The following is an 18,872-nucleotide window of genomic DNA, read 5'->3' as shown; positions in this document are numbered from 1 at the left end:
GATGCACCCTTTCACCTCGTTAACTATATGGTTATGGCTCAGTGCTAGCGCAATGCTTTTACCTTTAGGTTGGCCGCTAATTATACTCAGTTGTAGTCTATTCTCAGCATTAATCATTTGGCCAGCCGCTCGTTTTCGTTGGCGCTTTGTCGCATGGATTATGCTTCCAATGGCAGCAGGACTCTGGCTGATCCATAGCGGATGGCTGTCCCAACTATTAACAGGTGAAATGCTACAAAATAATCATCAAGAAAGAGCGATGGCATTATGGTTTAGATTACTAGCCATAATCAGTGGCTCTCAATTGTGGTTACAGTACGTGCCAACCGAGCGTTTCATTCGTGCGTTATTTGCTAGCAGACTCCCTGCTAGCTTTTCTTATTTATTAGCTGGACCTTTATTACTCGTCGAACAACTTCGCCAACAGCTAGCCAGTATTAAAGAAGCTCAATTAGCGAGAGGGGTTCCGCTTGATGGTAATTTCTGGCAACGGCTAACTTCATTACCCACAATATTATTACCTCTTGCCAGTAATACTTTAAGCGAGCTCAGTATTCGTGGTGCAGCATTAGATATGCGAGGGTTTCGCTATACCACTCAACGCACCACGCTTAATCACCCTATCGATAGCCCATCTCAGCGCTGGCTGCGTTATGGTCTTTTATTACTTATTATTGTTGAAGGTGGGTTAACACTGTGGTGGTAAATTTACAACAAATGAGCTTTACGCCCGTTGGCTTAGAAACACCCATATTAGGCCCCATTGATATGCAATTAGTGCGCGGGGAATGGCTATGTGTGCTAGGCGGTAATGGCAGTGGTAAAAGTACCTTAGCGCAATTACTATGTGGATGGCATCCCGATTTACTCAGTGGTCAATTGCAAGGAACAGCGCAAGCCATAGAACAGCCTTTAGCCGAAGGCTCTCTTGTCACATTATCGGCTAATCGACAACTTATCCAGCAATCGCCACAACTACAATTATCCGGTTGCGCGTTTACTGTTGAACAAGAAGTTGCATTCGGTCCCGAAAATCTAGGTTTATCACCTAACGATATTACTCAACGAGTTGATGAAGCTATATCTTTGACATTTTGTGAGTCATTACGTTACCGCCATCCTGCCACCCTTTCCGGTGGCGAAGCCCAACGTGTGGTTTTAGCTAGCGCGCTTGCAATGCGCCCACAATTGTTATTACTAGATGAAGCATTTAGTCGCTTAACACCGAGTGCGACACATCGCATATTATTACAACTTAAACAACACACCCAACATAGCGGCTGTAGTGTAATTTTATTCGAGCGAAATTTGTTGCCGGCTCTTAGCTTTTGTGATGATTTTTTACTGCTCGACTCAGGTCATACTATTGCTCACGGCGATATTGAGCAGATATTCACCGCAGCTCAAGAAACGATTAATATGCCTGATGCGTGGCGTACCCTTGGTCATTTGGTTAAGTCGGGGCATTGGAAAAATTCAATCCCTCGCAATGATAACCAATTGCTCCAAGCATTTAAGGATTTTTATGCTACAGCTTGATAATTTAACCTATCGTTGGCCTAATTCAGTGAATGACAATATTTCACCGCTGTGCTTAACCATTAATTCAGGCGAATGGATAGCATTAGTGGGCGATAATGGTGCAGGAAAATCAACCTTATTGCGCCTTATAGCCGGATTATTAAAACCCACTCATGGCAGTGTGTTGTTTGAGAATACAGCTTTAACGAATTATTCTGCACCTGAACGCGCCAGTAAAATCGGCATTTTATTTCAAGAAGCAGAAAAACAAATCTTTCATAGTACGGTAATGGATGAGGTTGCCTTTGGGCTTCGTAGGCAAAAATTATCCAAAGAAGAAATTCAACAACGTACCCTACAAGCTTTAGACGTTTGCAATTTAGCAGAGGTAGCACACAAACATCCACTTGACCTCCATTCAGGGCAGCGCCGTATGGTCGCGGTAGCCTGTTTGAGCGCCGTTGCACCCAAATTATTGCTACTTGATGAACCTAGTCGAGATTTCGATGCACGTTGGATGAATTGTTTTGAGCATTGGCTAAATCTACAAAAAGCGCAAGGCACGACGGTCATTACCATCAGCCATGACCTTGATTTTGTTGCTCGTCATTTTGATAGAGCCTTACATTTATCTGCGGGTCAATTAATTGGAGATGGTGATATTGACCAAATTTTACGCCACGGTGAATTACAGCCTGCCTCAGAACTTCCCGCACCAACGCTAATATCACTGAGCCATGCTTTGCAATTACCCCTACAACGTGAGCCTCATTTCTGGGCTACTCAATTTATAAATGCGACTAAAATGAATCAAAACGCCTAAAAAAATAGCCTGCATTTTGCAGGCTAAAAAACATCATTTAAGGAAAATACATAAATTTGTTAGTCGAGTTGAACACCGATACGGCGAGCAACTTCTTCATAAGCTTCAATCAGCCCACCTAAACTTTGACGAAAACGGTCTTTATCCATTTTGTTCAATGTCTCTTTATCCCATAAACGGCTACCATCAGGTGAAAACTCATCACCAAGAATGACTTGACCGTTGCACAAGCCAAATTCCAATTTAAAATCAACAAGAATGAGCCCTGCATCTGCAAAAATTTTGCTTAATACTTCGTTGGCTTTGTAACTTAACAGTTTCATTTGTGCTAAGTTTTCTTGGCTTACCCAACCGAATGTTTCGCAATAAGACTCATTGACCATTGGGTCATGCTTTGCGTCATCTTTTAAGAATAAATCAAATATTGGAGGATTTAATACCATACCCTCTTCAATGCCAAGGCGTTTCACTAATGAGCCTGCAGCGCGGTTACGGATCACGCATTCAACAGGTACCATATCCAATTTTTTAACCAAAGCTTCAGTATCAGATAACAAGGCTTCCATCTGGGTTGGAATACCCGCCTCTTCTAGTTTGCTCATAATAAAATGATTAAATTTGTTATTTACCATTCCTTTACGATCAAATTGCTCGATGCGCTCACCATCGAGTGCTGATGTATCATTACGGAATTCCAGAATTAATAAATCAGGATCCTCTGTGGTATAGACAGTTTTTGCCTTCCCACGATACAACTCAGCTTTCTTTTGCATTTTACACACTCCAGAGATGTGGCTAAACGAAATAGGATATCAACCTGCGTTGCAGATTCAGATAACTAACAGCAGTGCTGCGATAACTTTAAAAAACGCAATTCATTGTTAGTTTTCTGCTCTGTTTCAGTTAGTTACCGAATATTTTCATTCGTCATTGCTAACTAACTGATATTCAATATTTAATAACTCACTAACCATTATGATAATCAAAATATCATTCAGACGCAAACGATTACTTAACGATGAACACTGATTTTTTGTCCATTTGTTTTATGGTTTATTTATTCAAATGAATAGCAATTTCAGAATTGATTTTTGCGAGTAAAAACTGAAGAATGGCGATTTAACCGTATTATCTAGAGATTAGTGGTATTTTACTTATAGCAATTAATCTATTTGTATGAATATCAATGTCGTTCCCCCAAAATAGATCGCTCCAGTTCGTATAAAAATCATTCATATTTTTAATCACAGTCAGAGGTCTATCTTCAACCGTACCATCAGAAGCATAAACGTAATATTGAGTATTAAATGCCCAATCAATCATTGATTCCCAAAAACGTCTCCCGTCATCGGTATGTTCTTCATCAGTAAGCATAATACAATATGTATCAAGTAGATAAGCAAAAAATAAGCTGGGTAATTCTCGAATAACACTTTTATGTATCGATGAAATTGTGCGCCATACTTTAATTTGTGTACATGTTATTCTATCCAAAATAATATCTTTTCGAAATTTTAACTCAACCAAGTAAACGGTTTCAGGAATATCGCCCACAGTTATCAAACGATATTGCTCTTTTTTTTCTGACTTAACCAACCGATAACCAATAGAAATATCATAATTTGGTAATTCAAAATCACCAATACCCTCTCTAATAAAGGTAGCAGTATGTGAAATATTACCCTCAGTTGTTCGTAATTTTCGATTCAAACCAGCCTCTGATATTTTCCTTGGCATTACATTACTGTCTCTATTTTTTATCCTCTTAATTCGATTATTATGCACGACAGATCCCTATAATCTTACCAATCTATAAGTAGAGTATATCTGAAAACAAATTGCTTATAAATCCACCAAATATGCTTATTTTTTTATATTACTGATTAAATATCATTGTGCTTAATTTATGTTTAGTCGTAATAAAACGAAAAAAACCGTAACCCAATAAATGCGTTACGGTTTATATTCAAATCAAATAATTAATAATTATTTTTTAGGTGCAACTTTACTAAATGCGGCTTTCAATGCAGCAACCATTTCATCATTTTGTTTTTGAGTTAATGGCACACCTTTAGTATTGATAAACTGTAGGCTACTACGGTTATTCAAATCACCAACCTGAATTTTATAGTCGGCTTCTGGTACTGATGGGTCATCAACACCAAGTGCTTGCCATTCAGAGCTGCTTAGTCCTTTATATGTCACCATAACAGAACCTGTCGAACGGCTACGATCGCCGACTTTCATACCGACATTTTCCAGTGTATGAGGCAAACGCTCCCACACAGCATCAAACGGCGCACGAACAATGACCAATGGTAGACCTGTGGTGTCACTACCGGTTTGAACATCAATAATACCATAAGCATTCTGAATGCTATTTTTATTAGATGTATCGCGCAATGCAAATAAATTATCGGTTAATTCATTTAACAGCAATTTATTATAACGTTGCATTTCAGCGGCATCGGTAATCGATTCGGTACCCTGCTGCATTCCTAAATTAGTCACGGTCAGCGCTATCATGTTATTTTCTGGTTGCACTGTAATTTTATGGCGGCTTTCGATTGCCACATCTTCATCTGCGCGATCCCATTTAACCCAATTGGTTTCAATTGAATGTGAACCATCATCTTTTGAAGATACAGGAATACCGCGCTGTTCTAGGATCAATGTCACTTGTGACCATAGAGCACTATTTTCAGGGGTATTTTCTAGCAACAAACGACTCGCATTAGCGCTATCTTCTGTACGCGAACCGGACAATTGCGAAATAGTCAGTACTGGTGGGCGAATATCAAGTGCTTTCCCTATCGCTCCTGTTGATGTTGCCTTAGGAATATCAAACTCACCATTTTGTTCTGGTAATGTAATTCCTTGAGGCGCATTCAACATTTTCAATGGCGCAGCATTGAGATATTCTTCATCACCACTGACCTGACGTTTATAGCGCTGATCGCTGGAGCAGGCTGCCAGTAACACAACAAGTGACAGGCCAGCAACCTTCATAACCTTCGATTTTTGCAATAATGTTGCCATTAAAATTCCCTAAATTTTACAGTAACCCAGCGAGCTTCAGAGCTTCCTCTACCTTCTGCTGACCTGATGCGGTTAACGGTGTCATTGGTAACCGTAAAGTATCATCGGAGATCAGGCCAAGACGGTGACAGCCCCATTTCGCTGGAATTGGATTTGGTTCAACAAATAACTGATGATGCAGTCCCATCAGTCGTTTATTTAATTCACGAGCCTCAGTATATTTGCCTGCAAGCGCTAAGTCACACATTTTTACCATCTGTGCAGCTGCAACGTTTGAAGTTACTGAAATTACACCTTGGCCCCCGAGTTGCATAAAATCAAGTGCAGTTGCATCATCACCTGTGAGCAATACAAAATTATCATCAACAAGTTCTTTGATTTGGTGAACCCTTGCTAAGTTCCCTGTTGCTTCTTTAATTGCAACAATATTTGCTAATTTAGCTAAACGCCCCACGGTTTCTGGTAATAAATCACAACCAGTACGTGATGGTACATTATAGAGAATTTGAGGCAAGCTCGTGTTTTCTGATATTGCTTTAAAATGTTGATAAAGCCCTTCTTGAGACGGTTTATTATAATAAGGTGTTACCGTCAAGCAAGCAACTACACCGCTGTTTTCGAAATCTTTCGTTAATGAAATAGCTTCTGCTGTCGCATTGGCGCCTGCACCAGCAATAATAGGGATACGTCCATCGGCTAATTCTAACGTAGCTTTCACCACTTCAACGTGCTCTTTGTGATTTAGCGTAGCAGATTCACCAGTAGTACCAACCGATACAATAGCAGATGTACCGCTTTCAACATGATAATCAACCAATCTTTTTAGGCTTTGTTTATCTAAACGCCCAGCTGAATCCATCGGTGTAATAACTGCAACAATACTTCCCGTTAAAAAATCTTTGTAGTTTCCGTTAGCCATGGCGATAACCTCTAAAATAGTTGAACCCCCATGTTACTTTTTCATATCGAAGAAGAAAACCACCCAAACGCAAGATTTTAATGAATTTTGTTAATGCCAGCAGCATAAACTTAAATAGAAGTAATAATTCACTGATATTTCTCGCAAGAGTGAGTCACTCCTCTTGGCAGATTCATATTTTTATGGTTTCCTTATCATTATCTAAAGTTAGTTTTTTTATGACGATACTTTTTATGGCAATATTTTTTATGGCAATATTGTCGGTCGAATGAAAACTGACATAATACAAAAATAAGGAATAGACTTTGCCTCAGACTGAACAGCAATTTCTCGTTATTACCGCGCTGGGAACAGATCGTCCAGGCATTGTGAATACAATAACTCGCCTTGTTAGCGAATGTGATTGTAATATTGAAGATAGTCGCCTAGCGATGTTTGGCAAAGAGTTTACTTTTATCATGATGCTGTCGGGTAGCTGGAACTCTATCGCCCTCTTAGAATCAACACTACCGCCCAAAGGAGCCGAGTTAGAGCTTCTCATTGTTATGAAAAGAACTAAAAGCGTTCAAACCACTTACTATCCATCGACAGTGACTGTCAATATTGTGGTCGATGATGCGCCTCGAATTGTCGAGCAATTCACAAATTTATTCACAACCCAACAATGTAATATTGCAGAACTTGTTTCTAAAACTCAACCTGCCCATAATAATGTACCAGCCCAACTAGAAATTCAAATTACGGCACATGACCCATTAGATGATAATGGCATAATAATAAAAAATAAATTTCAACAACTATGTACAATGCTTAAAGCTAAAGGCAATATCAGCATTGTTAACAACCCCAACATGCAGAGTTAATGGAGATATAAGCAATGAACCCATTGAAAGCCGGTGATAAGGCGCCACAATTTAGCCTTCCTGACCAAGATGGTGAGGTTATCAGTCTGTCTGATTACGAAGGTCAGCGTGTATTAGTTTACTTTTACCCAAAAGCAATGACGCCGGGTTGTACTGTGCAGGCTTGTGGTCTACGCGATGAAATGGACACACTGAAAGCTAAAGGTGTCGAAGTTTTAGGGATCAGCACCGATAAACCTGAAAAATTGGCGCGTTTCGCTGAAAAAGAACTATTGAACTTCACTTTATTATCCGATGAAGACCACCAAGTCTGTGAACAATTTGGTGTATGGGGCGAAAAACAATTCATGGGGAAAACGTATGATGGAATTCATCGTATTAGCTTTCTTATTGATGCTGCAGGTAACGTTGAACACGTATTTGACGACTTTAAAACCAGTAATCACCATGAGATTGTACTTAACTACATAAACACTCACAACTAATCTAATTGAATAGGGTTGTTATGTTGTATTCAACCCTCTTTTTCAAAACCTGTAATATGTCACTCATTATCCAACTGATAAATAAGCATTTATCATCAATTGCTCATCGTTAAATTAAGCATAAAATCTTGTCATTCCCCCCGTCCCCTAAAGGACGAGGCTCTTATTAGCGCAATAACTATTTACTGTCCTTACTCTCTAGCTTTTCACTATCACTGGTATCTTCTGGCCATGCGTGGATCACGGCTTTAATCAAAGTGGCGAGAGGAATAGCAAAAAACACCCCCCAAAATCCCCATAATCCACCAAAAATAACCACAGATAAAATAATAACTAATGGATGTAAATTTACCGCTTCTGAAAACAGAAGTGGAACAACAATATTGCTATCAAGCCCTTGAATGACAAGATAAACAATAATCAAGGACCAAAAGTCACTACCAATTCCCCATTGAAATAGTGCCACCAGCACAACCGGAATTGTCGCGGCTACCGCCCCAATATATGGGATCAATACCGATATTCCGACTAATACAGAAAGTAACACCGCATAACGCAAGTCAAAATAAGCAAAACATAAATAAGTACAAACACCAACAATCACCATTTCAGTGATTTTACCGCGTAAATAATTCGCAATTTGTTGGTTCATTTCCAACCAAACTTTGCTAACTAACACGCGATTTTTCGGTAGCAATTTAACAAAACTTTTCCCTATTCTGTCTTTATCTTTAAGTAAGAAAAACATCATTAACGGAACAAGCACTAGATAGATAGCGAGGGAAAAAATACCAATCAAAGACGCAACTGATGCTTTTACTACCGAGTCTGCCACACCGGATAAACGACTACGCAAGTTATCTGCCATCATGTCGATAATGCCAACATCAACTAAAGCAGGATATTGTTCAGGTAATTTTTGAGCAAATTCATTGAAACGCGTGACCATACTCGGTAAATCAGCAACTAAATTAATTCCCTGTTGCCATGCTGTAGGTGCAATTATTAAAATGACCATGGCACTAATTCCTGCAAATAAGGTCAAAATAATGCTAACAGCGAGAACCCGAGATAAACCAATACGTTCAAGTAAATGTGTCGGCCATTCCAACAAATACGCTAATGCAATTGCCACCAATAACGGAGCCAATATACTGCTAAAGAAAAAAATAATAAGAAAGCCGATAACGAGCAGAGTAAAAAGTGCAACAGCTTGTGGGTCAGCGAAACGTCGGCGATACCACTGTAAAAACAATTCCAACATTCATTGGCTCCTGGGATATTAATGCAAAAAAATGCGCTTAAAATAAAGGACAGTTCTTAAATTATCGAAAATTATACCGAATAACTGATTTTACGATAGCTTTTGCTATCATATCCCCTAAATAATTCGTGCTGTATGGGATACCATGACCAAATGACTAAAAAATTTAAATATCCACTACTGGCTTTATTAATCACTGCACTAATGAATAGTACAGTACTCCCTGCGTATGGCGCTATTGAAGATACGTTACCCGATATTGGTACAACCGCAGGAGCTACACTAAGTATTAACCAAGAAATTATCATGGGTGATGCAATTACGCGCCAAATTCGCGCCAGTACACCATTAATTTATGACCCATTACTTACTCAATACATTAACAAATTGGGTATGCGTTTAGTTAAAAATGCCGATTCAGTTAAAACACCCTTCACGTTTTATCTTGTAAATAACCCAAATATTAACGCTTACGCCTATTTCGGTGGTAATGTCGTCCTGCATTCCGCGCTCTTTCGTTATAGCCAAAATGAAAGCCAGTTAGCCTCAGTTATGGCTCACGAAATATCTCACGTTACTCAGCGCCATCTTGCACGAATGATGGAAGACCAAAAAAGCACCACGCCGCTAGCCATTGCAGGAACCATTGGTTCATTACTGCTCATTATGGCTAATCCACAAGCAGGATTTGCAGCGCTAACAGGTACTATGGCGGGTGTACAGCAAGGTATGATTAGCTTTACCCAAGCCAACGAACAAGAAGCTGACCGCATTGGTTTACAAACGTTAAGACGTGCTGGGTTTGATCCTCATGCAATGTCTGATTTTATGCAAACAATGTCAGACCAAACCCGCTATATGTCTAAGCCACCTGAAATATTACTGACTCACCCATTACCAGATAGTCGTTTAGCCGATGCACGTAACCGCTCAAATCAATATCCGAAAGTGAGCACGCCATCATCACTGGATTTTATGTTAGCCCGTGTACGTATCTTGTCGATGTATAGTGAAGATCAAAAGATCGCTTTAGACCAAATAATTGATAACTATAGTAAAGGTTCTGAACAAGAACAGCTCGCCGCAAAATACGGCCAAGCCTTACAACTATCTCAAAATAAAAAGTATGCAGAAGCAGAAAAAATAGTCAGCCAATTATTAGCAAAACAACCAGACAATCCGTGGTTTATCGATAGCATGACGGATATTGATATTGAACAAAAACAAGTAGGTAAAGCCATTACTCGCCTGCAAAATGCGTTAAAAAAATCACCCAACAACACTGTTCTAATCGTTAACCTTGCCAACGCATTAGTTAATGGCCATCAATATAAAGAAGCCAGTAAACTGTTAAATAAATATACGTTTGATTACCCTAATGACCCTATCGGTTGGGATTTATTAGCAGAAGCATCGGCAAAACAAGGTAATCGAAACGAAGAACTCGCGGCTTACGCTGAGGGAATGGCGCTTAGAGGCAACTATGATAATGCAATCAATTATCTCAGTGATGCTAGCAGAAAAAGCAAGCTCGGCAGTTATGAACAACAACGCTACGATGCACGTATTGATGAATTGAAAAAATTACAATTACGCGACAGTAATGCCAAACCGTAAGGAATAATCGTCATGACGGATAATATTAAGATTTACCATAATCCTCGCTGCTCTAAAAGTCGAGAAACACTCAATCTTTTAGAAGAAAGAGGCATTACGCCAACGGTAATTGAATATTTAAAAACACCGCCTAGCATTACTGAAATTAAAAAATTGCTAACAATGCTTAATTTTAACGATGCGCGCCAATTAATGCGTACTAAAGAAGATTTATATAAAGAATTAAAACTTAGCGATGATTCATTGAGTCAAGAGCAGCTCATCAAAGCGATGCACGATAATCCTAAGTTGATTGAACGCCCCATTGTGGTCCATGGTGATAAAGCTAAATTAGGTCGCCCACCTGAGCAGGTATTCGATATTTTATAGCGACTATTATTGGCAGTCATTTGGCTGCCAATCATTTCCCTAGTCGGAGAATGCTATAATTTGAGAGTTTCTTTTACAAAAGGGATGGTCAGTTTACGTTGTGCAACGATAGATGCGTGATCTAACTTATTGAGAATATCGAATAAAGTACCCATTTTTCGGTCAAGGCGCTTTAAAACAAAACGACACACATCTTCAGGTAGTTCAAACCCTCTTATCCGAGCTCGTAATTGGAGCGCACAAATTTTATCTTCATCACTTAGTGGATGTAGCTTATAAATTTGTCCCCAGTCTAGCCTTGACGCTAAATCAGGAAGAACCAAATCAATTTGTCTTGGCGGCCTATCACCCGTAATCAAAAGACAAGTACGCCCGATTTCTAATATTCGATTGTAGAAATTAAAAATGGCCATTTCCCACTCTTCATCTCCAGCAATGCATTGAATGTTATCAAGACATACCAGTGATAAATGTTCCATACCCTCTAAAACTTCAGGTACAAAATAAGCTCGTTTATCTAATGGCACATAGCCTACAGCCACACCTTGCTCCGACAATTGAGCACAAGCTGCATGAAGCAGATGACTCTTTCCCCCGCCTTCACGAGACCAATAATAAATATAGCTCCCATGAGATTGCGTAATCGCTGATTTAATTGCAGATAATAAGGCATCATTTTCCCCTGCATAAAAGCTGGCGAAAGTTTCATCATCGGGTAGATAAAGTGGCAGTGAAAGCTGTGATGGTGTGTTCAGAAGCACCTCTGACTGTGCAAATCAATTAACGCGGACAAGTTTACCATAAATTTCAAGGATAGATGAACAGTAAGAATTTCAATTGCCGGCGTATTTCGTCACACCGGCAATTAGTTTTATCTTTTCATATAGAAAAAGTTTATTTTTTCTTCGTATCGACTTCTTCAAGTTCCGCAGTGACAAATTGCTTTTCAGGACGTACAAAAGTGATAAAACGGAACAGTAACGCCATTCCTATACCCACTACTGTTGCCAATGCCATTCCCTTAAGTTCTGCTTGCCCAATATGAATAACAGCGCCGCTAACCCCAATAATTAAGATAACTGACGTTAAAATTAGATTTTGTGGTTTGTTATAATCTACTTTTGAGTCAATTAAAACGCGAATACCGGAAGCACCAATCACACCATAAAGTAATAAAGAAACACCGCCCATGACTGGAACTGGCACTAACTGGATCGCCGCTGCTAATTTTCCGACACAAGAAAGTAGTATGGCAATCACAGCAGCACCACCAATAACCCATGTGCTATACACTTTCGTTATGGCCATTACACCGATATTTTCACCATAAGTGGTATTAGGTGTCGATCCAAAGAAGCCTGAAATTACTGTCGAAAGTCCATTAGCAAACATTGAGCGATGCAGGCCTGGGCTTTTCATTAAATCGCGTTCAATGATATTCGCGGTGACGACTAAGTGACCCACGTGCTCCGCAATAACAACCAGCGCCGCAGGTAAGATAGTTAATATCGCAAACCATTCAAAACGTGGTGTATAAAAAGTCGGTAAAGCAAACCATGGCGCTTCAATAACTGGTGTAAAATCAACAATACCCATGAAATAGGACAACGCATATCCGCTCAACACGCCGATTAAAATTGGAATAATCGCCAGAAAGCCGCGGAAAACCACTGCACACAAAATAGTGACCGATAAAGTGACAATTGAAATAATTAGCGTGGAGGATTCAACAGGCACGCCTTCTTTTGGCAGTAAACCCGCCATTCCTGCCGCTGTTTGCGCCAGCTCTAAACCGATAACTGCAACAATTGCACCCATTGCCGCAGGTGGAAACATGACGTTAATCCAACCACGACCCGCAATTTTTACAATTAAAGCAACAAGGCAAAACAGCACACCACAGATGATAAACCCACCAAGTGCAAGCTCATATCCTAACGGTAGCAAAATTAATACTGGTGAAATAAAAGCAAAACTCGAACCCAAATAAGCTGGAATTTGTCCTTTACAGATAAATAAATATAACAATGTGCCAATACCATTAAATAACAGTATGGTTGCAGGATTAACACCAAACAAAATAGGTACGATAACCGTCGCCCCAAACATAGCAAACAGGTGTTGTAAACTCAGTGGAATAGTTTGTAGTAGAGGGGGTCTTTCTTCAACACCGATCGTACGACGTGTCATTTCGTTTTATCCTTTTAATAATGGATTTTATAATTAAGAAAATAATAATTAAACAAACAAAAAAAAGCCGACTCATTAAGTCGGCTCATTATTATTTAGTACCAAATATCTTATCGCCCGCATCTCCGAGACCCGGAACGATATACCCTTCTTCATTTAAATATTCATCAATAGAAGCAGTATACAATTCAACATCTGGGTGAGCGGCTTCAAGTGCTTTAATACCTTCCGGCGCAGCAACAAGAACCAAAATTTTAATTGCATGACAGCCTGATTTTTTCAACAAATCAATTGTTGCAATCATAGAGCCACCGGTCGCTAACATCGGGTCAACGACTAGCGCCATACGCTCATCAATATTTGAAGCTAATTTTTGGAAATAAGGGACAGGTTTTAGTGTTTCTTCATCACGATAAACACCCACCACACTGATACGTGCACTTGGAATACTATCTAGAACACCATTCATCATGCCGATACCTGCACGAAGAATTGGGACTACCGTTATTTTCTTACCTTTGATTTGTTCAACTTCTACAGGACCGCACCAACCATCTATTGTTACTTTTTCAGTTTCTAGGTCAGCGGTTGCTTCATAAGTGAGTAGGCTACCAACCTCTGAGGCCAGTTCACGAAAACGCTTAGTACTTATATCATGAGCTCGCATCAGGCCGAGTTTATGTTTAACGAGAGGGTGTTTTACCTCAACGATCTTCATGGGTTTCTCCTACTGTTTTAGACACTGGCGGACAAAAAAATCGCCGGATTATACCTCTTTTTTCGGTAGATGCCACTAGATTCCGCTTGACTTAGGTCAAGATTTAATCAGTTAGATTTTGTTTTTTTAAATATATCTGCTAATTCAAATAGTTAATTAGCTAGTTTATATGCTTATCTCTAAGCGATATTATAAGGATGAACACTAAGTGTAGCTAACACCATGGTAACTTGAAGAGTCTTTGCCATAATTTTTCATTAACAAAGCTATCGCAAACGTTTGCGTTGCCTGCTAGAATATCTATCAAGATAGTTTATTTTTCTAAATATGCAATTGCCTTGGGGGCCGTAGTGACTGATAAAACCTCTCTCAGCTATAAAGATGCCGGTGTCGATATTGATGCAGGTAACGCATTGGTTGAACGCATTAAAGGTGTAGTAAAAGAAACTCGCCGCCCAGAAGTCATGGGAGGACTCGGAGGCTTTGGTGCATTATGTTCCCTGCCACAGAAGTACCGTGAACCAGTTTTGGTTTCAGGTACAGATGGCGTTGGCACCAAATTACGTCTTGCGATGGATTTAAAGCGTCACGATTCGATTGGTATTGACCTTGTCGCTATGTGCGTTAACGATTTAATTGTACAAGGTGCTGAGCCCCTATTCTTCCTCGACTACTACGCAACAGGCAAATTAGACGTCGATACAGCGGCAAGCGTCATCACAGGTATCGCTGAAGGCTGTAAACAATCAGGTTGTGCCTTAGTGGGTGGTGAAACTGCCGAAATGCCAGGTATGTATCATGGTGAAGATTATGACGTTGCTGGTTTCTGTGTTGGTGTCGTTGAGCGCTCAGAAATTATTGATGGCACTAAAGTCAGTGCGGGTGATGCATTAATCGCTTTAGGATCAAGTGGTCCTCATTCAAATGGCTATTCTCTCGTACGCAAAATTTTAGAAGTCAGCAAAACTAACCCAGAAAATACTCAGTTAGAGGGCAAATCACTCGCTGATCATTTATTAATGCCAACTCGCATTTATGTGAAAAATGTCCTTGAGCTGATTTCTAAAAATAATATTCACGCTATCGCACATATTACAGGTGGCGGTTTTTGGGAAAATATTCCACGCGTTTTACCTGATAATACTCAAGCTATTATTGATGGCGATAGCTGGCAGTGGCCGAGCGTATTTAGTTGGTTACAACAAGCAGGTGCAGTTACAACACATGAAATGTATCGCACGTTTAACTGTGGTGTCGGTATCATTATTGCTCTGCCTCAAACCGAAGTTGCCTCTGCGTTAACATTACTCACCGCATTAGGTGAAAAAGCATGGCAGATTGGCACCATCGGCCAATTACCTGAAGGTGAAGAGCAAGTAGTGATCCGCTAATGAAAAAAATTGTTGTCCTCATTTCCGGTAGTGGCAGTAATTTGCAGTCATTAATTGATGGTTGCCATAACGGCACCATCAATGCTGATATTGTTGCAGTAGTGAGCAACCAAAGCGATGCATACGGTATTATTCGAGCACAAGAGGCGGGTATTCCCGCCCTTTGTCTGAATGCTAAAAACTATCTTAGCCGCGATGAATACGATGCTGCTTTACTGGAAACAATAGCGCAATATCAACCTGACTTAGTGGTGCTTGCTGGTTTTATGCGAATTTTATCATCGAATTTTGTTAAAAATTTCTCGGGTAAAATGCTCAACATACACCCGTCTTTGCTCCCTAAATATCCGGGGTTGCATACTCACCGAAAAGCCCTTGAAAATGGCGATAAAGAACACGGTACTTCTGTGCATTTTGTCACCGAAGAACTTGATGGCGGTCCTGTCATTTTGCAAGCAAAAATCCCACTTTTTACAGACGATACTGAAAATGGTGTCATTGAGCGGATCAAAACCAAAGAACACCACATTTACCCGATGGTAGTGCAATGGTTTGTGAATGACCGATTAACAATGATTGATGGCAAAGCGGTGTTAGATGGCAATCCACTTCCTGCACAAGGTGCCGCTGTCGAGTGACCTTTATTAAGCGACACCCGCTAAATCGCTAGGCTAATCAAATCAAGGGCCGAAAATAATTTCTGCCCTTTTTCTCTTTATTCTAACCTTATTCAATATTTTCCCACCTAAACTGGATAAATCTTCGCCATGAAAAAAAACTCTCTGCGTTGAGTCATTATTTTATTACAAATAAATGGTATCCTTATCATGGTTCTTAGAAGTTAATTCAGTGTGTTTATTTCTGTTTTTACCAAAACGGCAAAATCGATATATAAACATATACCAAAAATAATTAGAGGTGTTATATGACTACCGGGCAAGCTCATCCGTTTAGGTTGCGCCCACTTGAACGTGAAGATTTAGCATTTATTCATCAAATTGACAATAATGCCAGCGTGATGCGTTACTGGTTTGAAGAGCCTTATGAGGCTTTTGTCGAACTTAGCGATCTTTACGACAAACATATTCATGACCAATCCGAACGTCGTTTTATCATTGAAAATGATAGTGAAAAAGTCGGCTTAGTCGAACTCGTTGAAATCGATTACATTCACCGACGCTCTGAATTTCAGATAATCATTGCTCCACATTATCAAGGGAAAGGCTATGCAACGCGTGCAGCCAAACTTGCGATGGACTATGCTTTCTCTGTTCTTAATTTATATAAGCTTTATCTCATCGTCGATAAAGAAAATATAAAAGCTATTCATATTTATAATAAACTAGGCTTTCATACTGAAGGCGAATTAATTGACGAGTTTTTTGTTAATGGTCGCTATCATACAGCAATTCGTATGTGTGTTTTTCAACACCAATATTTTGCAATGAAACAACAGTCTGATAATCCTGAAAGTGTTGTCAGTAAAAATGCAGCCATTAAGCAGCGCGTTTAATCAAAGCTAAATTATTCATATTTATACATTGATATCTAATATCAACGGCATATAAGTATTAACGCTTAGAGTATTACGGAGCAATAATGTCCCAAGAACGTCTCTATCATGAAAAAGAGTTAAGCTGGCTGGCTTTTAACGAACGCGTTTTACAAGAAGCCGCTGATAAGCGTAACCCTCTCATTGAGCGAATGCGTTTTTTGGGCATTTATTCCAATAATTTAGATGAATTTTATAAAGTCCGTTTTGCCGATGTGAAGCGTCGGATTTTAATTAATGAAGAACGTGGCTCAGCCAGTGGCTCTCGTCATTTACTTAAACGCATCCAATCTAAAGTCGCCAAACAAGAACAAGAGTTTGACGTTTTGTATAATGATTTACTGCTTGAAATGGCTCGCAACCAAATATTCTTAATTAACGAAAGACAAATATCCCCACGCCAACAAATTTGGGTACGTCAATATTTCAGACAAAACTTACGTCAACACATTACCCCGATTTTAATTAATCGGGATACGGATTTAGTCGAGTTTCTAAAAGATGACTACACCTACCTTGCCGTTGAAATTATTAACGGTAGTGATATTCAGTATGCGTTATTAGAAATACCATCAGATAAAGTGCCGCGTTTTGTTAATTTGCCTCCCGAAATGCCTAAGCGTCGAAAGTCTATGGTATTAATTGATAATATCTTGCGATATACCCTTGATGAAATTTTTAAAGGCTTCTTTGACTACGATAAGTTAAATGCTTATTCCATGAAAATGACACGCGATGCAGAATATGATATTGCGACAGAAATGGAATCCAGCCTACTTGAAATCATGTCATCGACCCTGAAACAGCGCCTTACCGCGGAACCTGTGCGTTTTGTTTATCAGCGAGATATGCCTGATGAAATGGTGGTTCTTCTACGACAAAAATTGGGGTTATCTAATGATGACTCTGTTATTGCGGGTGGACGTTACCATAACTTTAAAGATTTCATTAACTTCCCAAATGAAGGTAATAAAAACTTATTAAATAAACCATTGCCGAGACTTCGCCATCGTTGGTTCGATAATTTTCGCAATGGATTTGATGCCATCCGTGAACGAGATGTGCTGCTCTATTACCCTTATTACACATTTGAACATACCTTAGAATTACTGAGGCAAGCGTCTTTTGACCCCAATGTGCTCTCGATAAAAATCAATATTTATCGTGTCGCTAAAGATTCTCGGATTATTGATTCCGTTATCCATGCCGCGCACAATGGCAAAAAAGTCACAGTGGTGGTTGAGCTACAAGCGCGCTTTGATGAAGCCGCCAACATCCATTGGGCCAAAAGATTAACTGAAGCAGGCGTACACGTTATTTTTTCTGCGCCAGGCCTTAAAATCCACGCTAAATTGTTTATTATTTCGCGGATGGAAAATGGCGAAATTATCCGCTATGCACATATTGGAACCGGTAATTTTAACGAGAAAACCGCGCGTCTCTATACTGACTATTCATTACTTACTGCGAATGAACAAATCACCAATGAAGTTCGCCGAGTCTTTAGCTTTATTGAAAATCCATACCGCCCTGTTTCATTCGATAATTTAATGGTATCACCACAAAATACCCGCACTAAATTAAATGAACTCATTGATCAAGAAATTAGTAATGCTCTCGCCGGATTACCTAGTGGTATTACATTAAAAATCAATAACCTTGTTGATAAAGAATTAACCGATAAACTTTATGATGCATCAAATGCAGGTGTCAAAATCCGCTTATTAGTACGCGGTATGTGTTCTTTAGTTACTGGTCAGGCGGGTTACAGTGAAAACATTCAAGTAACCAGTATTGTCGATAGATTTCTTGAACATGACCGCGTTTACGTCTTTTCAAACGCCGGTGATGAACAGGTCTTTATTTCGTCAGCAGATTGGATGACTCGTAATATAGACTATCGTATTGAGGTCGCTGTTCGCCTGCTAGACCCACGTCTTAAACAATTAGTTTTAGATATTCTTGAGTTACAATTTAACGATACTGTAAAAGCGCGTTATGTTGACAAAGATTTAAGTAATCATTATGTTCCCCGCGGTAATAAACGTAAAATTCGTTCCCAACTTGCGGTTTATGACTATTTAAAATCACACGAAACGCCTGATACAAGAGCTTGATACT

General features: G+C 39.5%; 19 protein-coding genes. 11 read left to right on the top strand and 8 right to left on the bottom strand.

All coding sequences use genetic code 11. The features are described 5' to 3' along the window. The first annotated feature begins 1 nt into the window (after position 1). Genes DD649_RS08275 through DD649_RS08265 form a run of 3 tightly spaced genes read left to right on the top strand, consistent with a single transcriptional unit; the run spans position 2 to position 2,344 of the window. A complete protein-coding gene (locus DD649_RS08275) occupies positions 2–706 on the top strand; it encodes an energy-coupling factor transporter transmembrane component T (RefSeq protein WP_294105829.1) in 705 nt (234 codons plus the stop codon). Continuing rightward, positions 697–1,539, top strand: a complete 843-nt coding sequence (locus tag DD649_RS08270; RefSeq protein ID WP_336429918.1) for an energy-coupling factor ABC transporter ATP-binding protein — start codon at positions 697–699, stop codon at positions 1,537–1,539. The genes DD649_RS08275 and DD649_RS08270 overlap by 10 nt, the downstream gene beginning before the upstream one ends. Next, complete coding sequence (locus tag DD649_RS08265; protein WP_294105826.1) at positions 1,526–2,344, top strand: ATP-binding cassette domain-containing protein; 819 nt, start codon at positions 1,526–1,528, stop codon at positions 2,342–2,344. Before DD649_RS08270 ends, DD649_RS08265 begins: the two co-directional genes overlap by 14 nt. A gap of 59 nt (positions 2,345–2,403) precedes the next feature. Here DD649_RS08265 and purC read toward each other — a convergent pair whose 3' ends face one another. The 4 genes from purC to dapA all read right to left on the bottom strand — a co-directional run bounded on the left by purC (position 2,404) and on the right by dapA (position 6,302). Next, a complete protein-coding gene (purC, locus tag DD649_RS08260; protein ID WP_294105824.1) occupies positions 2,404–3,117 on the bottom strand; it encodes a phosphoribosylaminoimidazolesuccinocarboxamide synthase in 714 nt (237 codons plus the stop codon). 355 nt (positions 3,118–3,472) lie between these two features. Then, positions 3,473–4,129 carry a hypothetical protein gene (locus DD649_RS08255; protein ID WP_336429915.1) on the bottom strand — a complete coding sequence of 219 codons (657 nt, stop codon included), beginning with the start codon at positions 4,127–4,129 and terminating at the stop codon, positions 3,473–3,475. A gap of 201 nt (positions 4,130–4,330) precedes the next feature. Beyond that, positions 4,331–5,383, bottom strand: coding sequence for an outer membrane protein assembly factor BamC (gene bamC, locus DD649_RS08250; protein ID WP_294105822.1), 1,053 nt, complete (start codon positions 5,381–5,383; stop codon positions 4,331–4,333). Positions 5,384–5,399: 16 nt separating this feature from the next. Next, positions 5,400–6,302: a 4-hydroxy-tetrahydrodipicolinate synthase gene (dapA, locus tag DD649_RS08245; RefSeq protein ID WP_294105820.1), complete on the bottom strand. Its 903-nt coding sequence runs from the start codon at positions 6,300–6,302 to the stop codon at positions 5,400–5,402. A gap of 305 nt (positions 6,303–6,607) precedes the next feature. Here dapA and DD649_RS08240 point away from each other — a divergent pair, with 305 nt between their 5' ends. Both DD649_RS08240 and bcp read left to right on the top strand, forming a co-directional pair. Further along, positions 6,608–7,165 (top strand): glycine cleavage system transcriptional repressor, encoded by a 558-nt coding sequence (locus DD649_RS08240; RefSeq protein ID WP_294105818.1) that lies wholly within the window; start codon positions 6,608–6,610, stop codon positions 7,163–7,165. Positions 7,166–7,179: 14 nt separating this feature from the next. Further along, on the top strand, positions 7,180–7,650 hold the full coding sequence (gene bcp / locus DD649_RS08235; RefSeq protein WP_294105817.1) for a thioredoxin-dependent thiol peroxidase: 471 nt from the start codon (positions 7,180–7,182) through the stop codon (positions 7,648–7,650). 178 nt (positions 7,651–7,828) lie between these two features. Here bcp and DD649_RS08230 read toward each other — a convergent pair whose 3' ends face one another. Further along, on the bottom strand, positions 7,829–8,914 hold the full coding sequence (locus tag DD649_RS08230; RefSeq protein ID WP_294105815.1) for an AI-2E family transporter: 1,086 nt from the start codon (positions 8,912–8,914) through the stop codon (positions 7,829–7,831). Positions 8,915–9,067: 153 nt separating this feature from the next. Here DD649_RS08230 and DD649_RS08225 point away from each other — a divergent pair, with 153 nt between their 5' ends. Then, positions 9,068–10,531 carry a M48 family metallopeptidase gene (locus DD649_RS08225; RefSeq protein ID WP_294105811.1) on the top strand — a complete coding sequence of 488 codons (1,464 nt, stop codon included), beginning with the start codon at positions 9,068–9,070 and terminating at the stop codon, positions 10,529–10,531. Between the two features lie 12 nt (positions 10,532–10,543). Then, a complete protein-coding gene (gene arsC, locus DD649_RS08220; RefSeq protein ID WP_294105808.1) occupies positions 10,544–10,900 on the top strand; it encodes an arsenate reductase (glutaredoxin) in 357 nt (118 codons plus the stop codon). Positions 10,901–10,953: 53 nt separating this feature from the next. Here arsC and hda read toward each other — a convergent pair whose 3' ends face one another. The 3 genes from hda to upp form a co-directional block, all read right to left on the bottom strand. Then, positions 10,954–11,661 (bottom strand): DnaA inactivator Hda, encoded by a 708-nt coding sequence (hda, locus tag DD649_RS08215; protein ID WP_294105805.1) that lies wholly within the window; start codon positions 11,659–11,661, stop codon positions 10,954–10,956. A gap of 133 nt (positions 11,662–11,794) precedes the next feature. Then, positions 11,795–13,090: a uracil permease gene (gene uraA / locus DD649_RS08210; protein WP_294105802.1), complete on the bottom strand. Its 1,296-nt coding sequence runs from the start codon at positions 13,088–13,090 to the stop codon at positions 11,795–11,797. 91 nt (positions 13,091–13,181) lie between these two features. After that, positions 13,182–13,808, bottom strand: a complete 627-nt coding sequence (gene upp / locus DD649_RS08205; protein ID WP_294105799.1) for a uracil phosphoribosyltransferase — start codon at positions 13,806–13,808, stop codon at positions 13,182–13,184. 350 nt (positions 13,809–14,158) lie between these two features. Here upp and purM point away from each other — a divergent pair, with 350 nt between their 5' ends. The 4 genes from purM to ppk1 all read left to right on the top strand — a co-directional run bounded on the left by purM (position 14,159) and on the right by ppk1 (position 18,868). Then, complete coding sequence (gene purM, locus DD649_RS08200) at positions 14,159–15,199, top strand: phosphoribosylformylglycinamidine cyclo-ligase (protein WP_294105790.1); 1,041 nt, start codon at positions 14,159–14,161, stop codon at positions 15,197–15,199. Beyond that, positions 15,199–15,837: a phosphoribosylglycinamide formyltransferase gene (gene purN / locus DD649_RS08195; RefSeq protein WP_336429906.1), complete on the top strand. Its 639-nt coding sequence runs from the start codon at positions 15,199–15,201 to the stop codon at positions 15,835–15,837. The genes purM and purN overlap by 1 nt, the downstream gene beginning before the upstream one ends. Before the next feature lie 287 nt (positions 15,838–16,124). Continuing rightward, positions 16,125–16,712: a spermidine N1-acetyltransferase gene (gene speG / locus DD649_RS08190; protein ID WP_294105785.1), complete on the top strand. Its 588-nt coding sequence runs from the start codon at positions 16,125–16,127 to the stop codon at positions 16,710–16,712. A gap of 86 nt (positions 16,713–16,798) precedes the next feature. Beyond that, positions 16,799–18,868 carry a polyphosphate kinase 1 gene (gene ppk1, locus DD649_RS08185; protein ID WP_336429903.1) on the top strand — a complete coding sequence of 690 codons (2,070 nt, stop codon included), beginning with the start codon at positions 16,799–16,801 and terminating at the stop codon, positions 18,866–18,868. Positions 18,869–18,872 lie beyond the last annotated feature (4 nt).

It is taken from the genome of Providencia sp. (assembly GCF_003533305.1).
In the GTDB taxonomy this organism is placed as follows: Bacteria; Pseudomonadota; Gammaproteobacteria; order Enterobacterales; family Enterobacteriaceae; genus Providencia.
The sequence above is the reverse complement of the archived record's forward strand: the minus strand, read 5'-3'. Positions and strand labels throughout refer to the sequence as shown.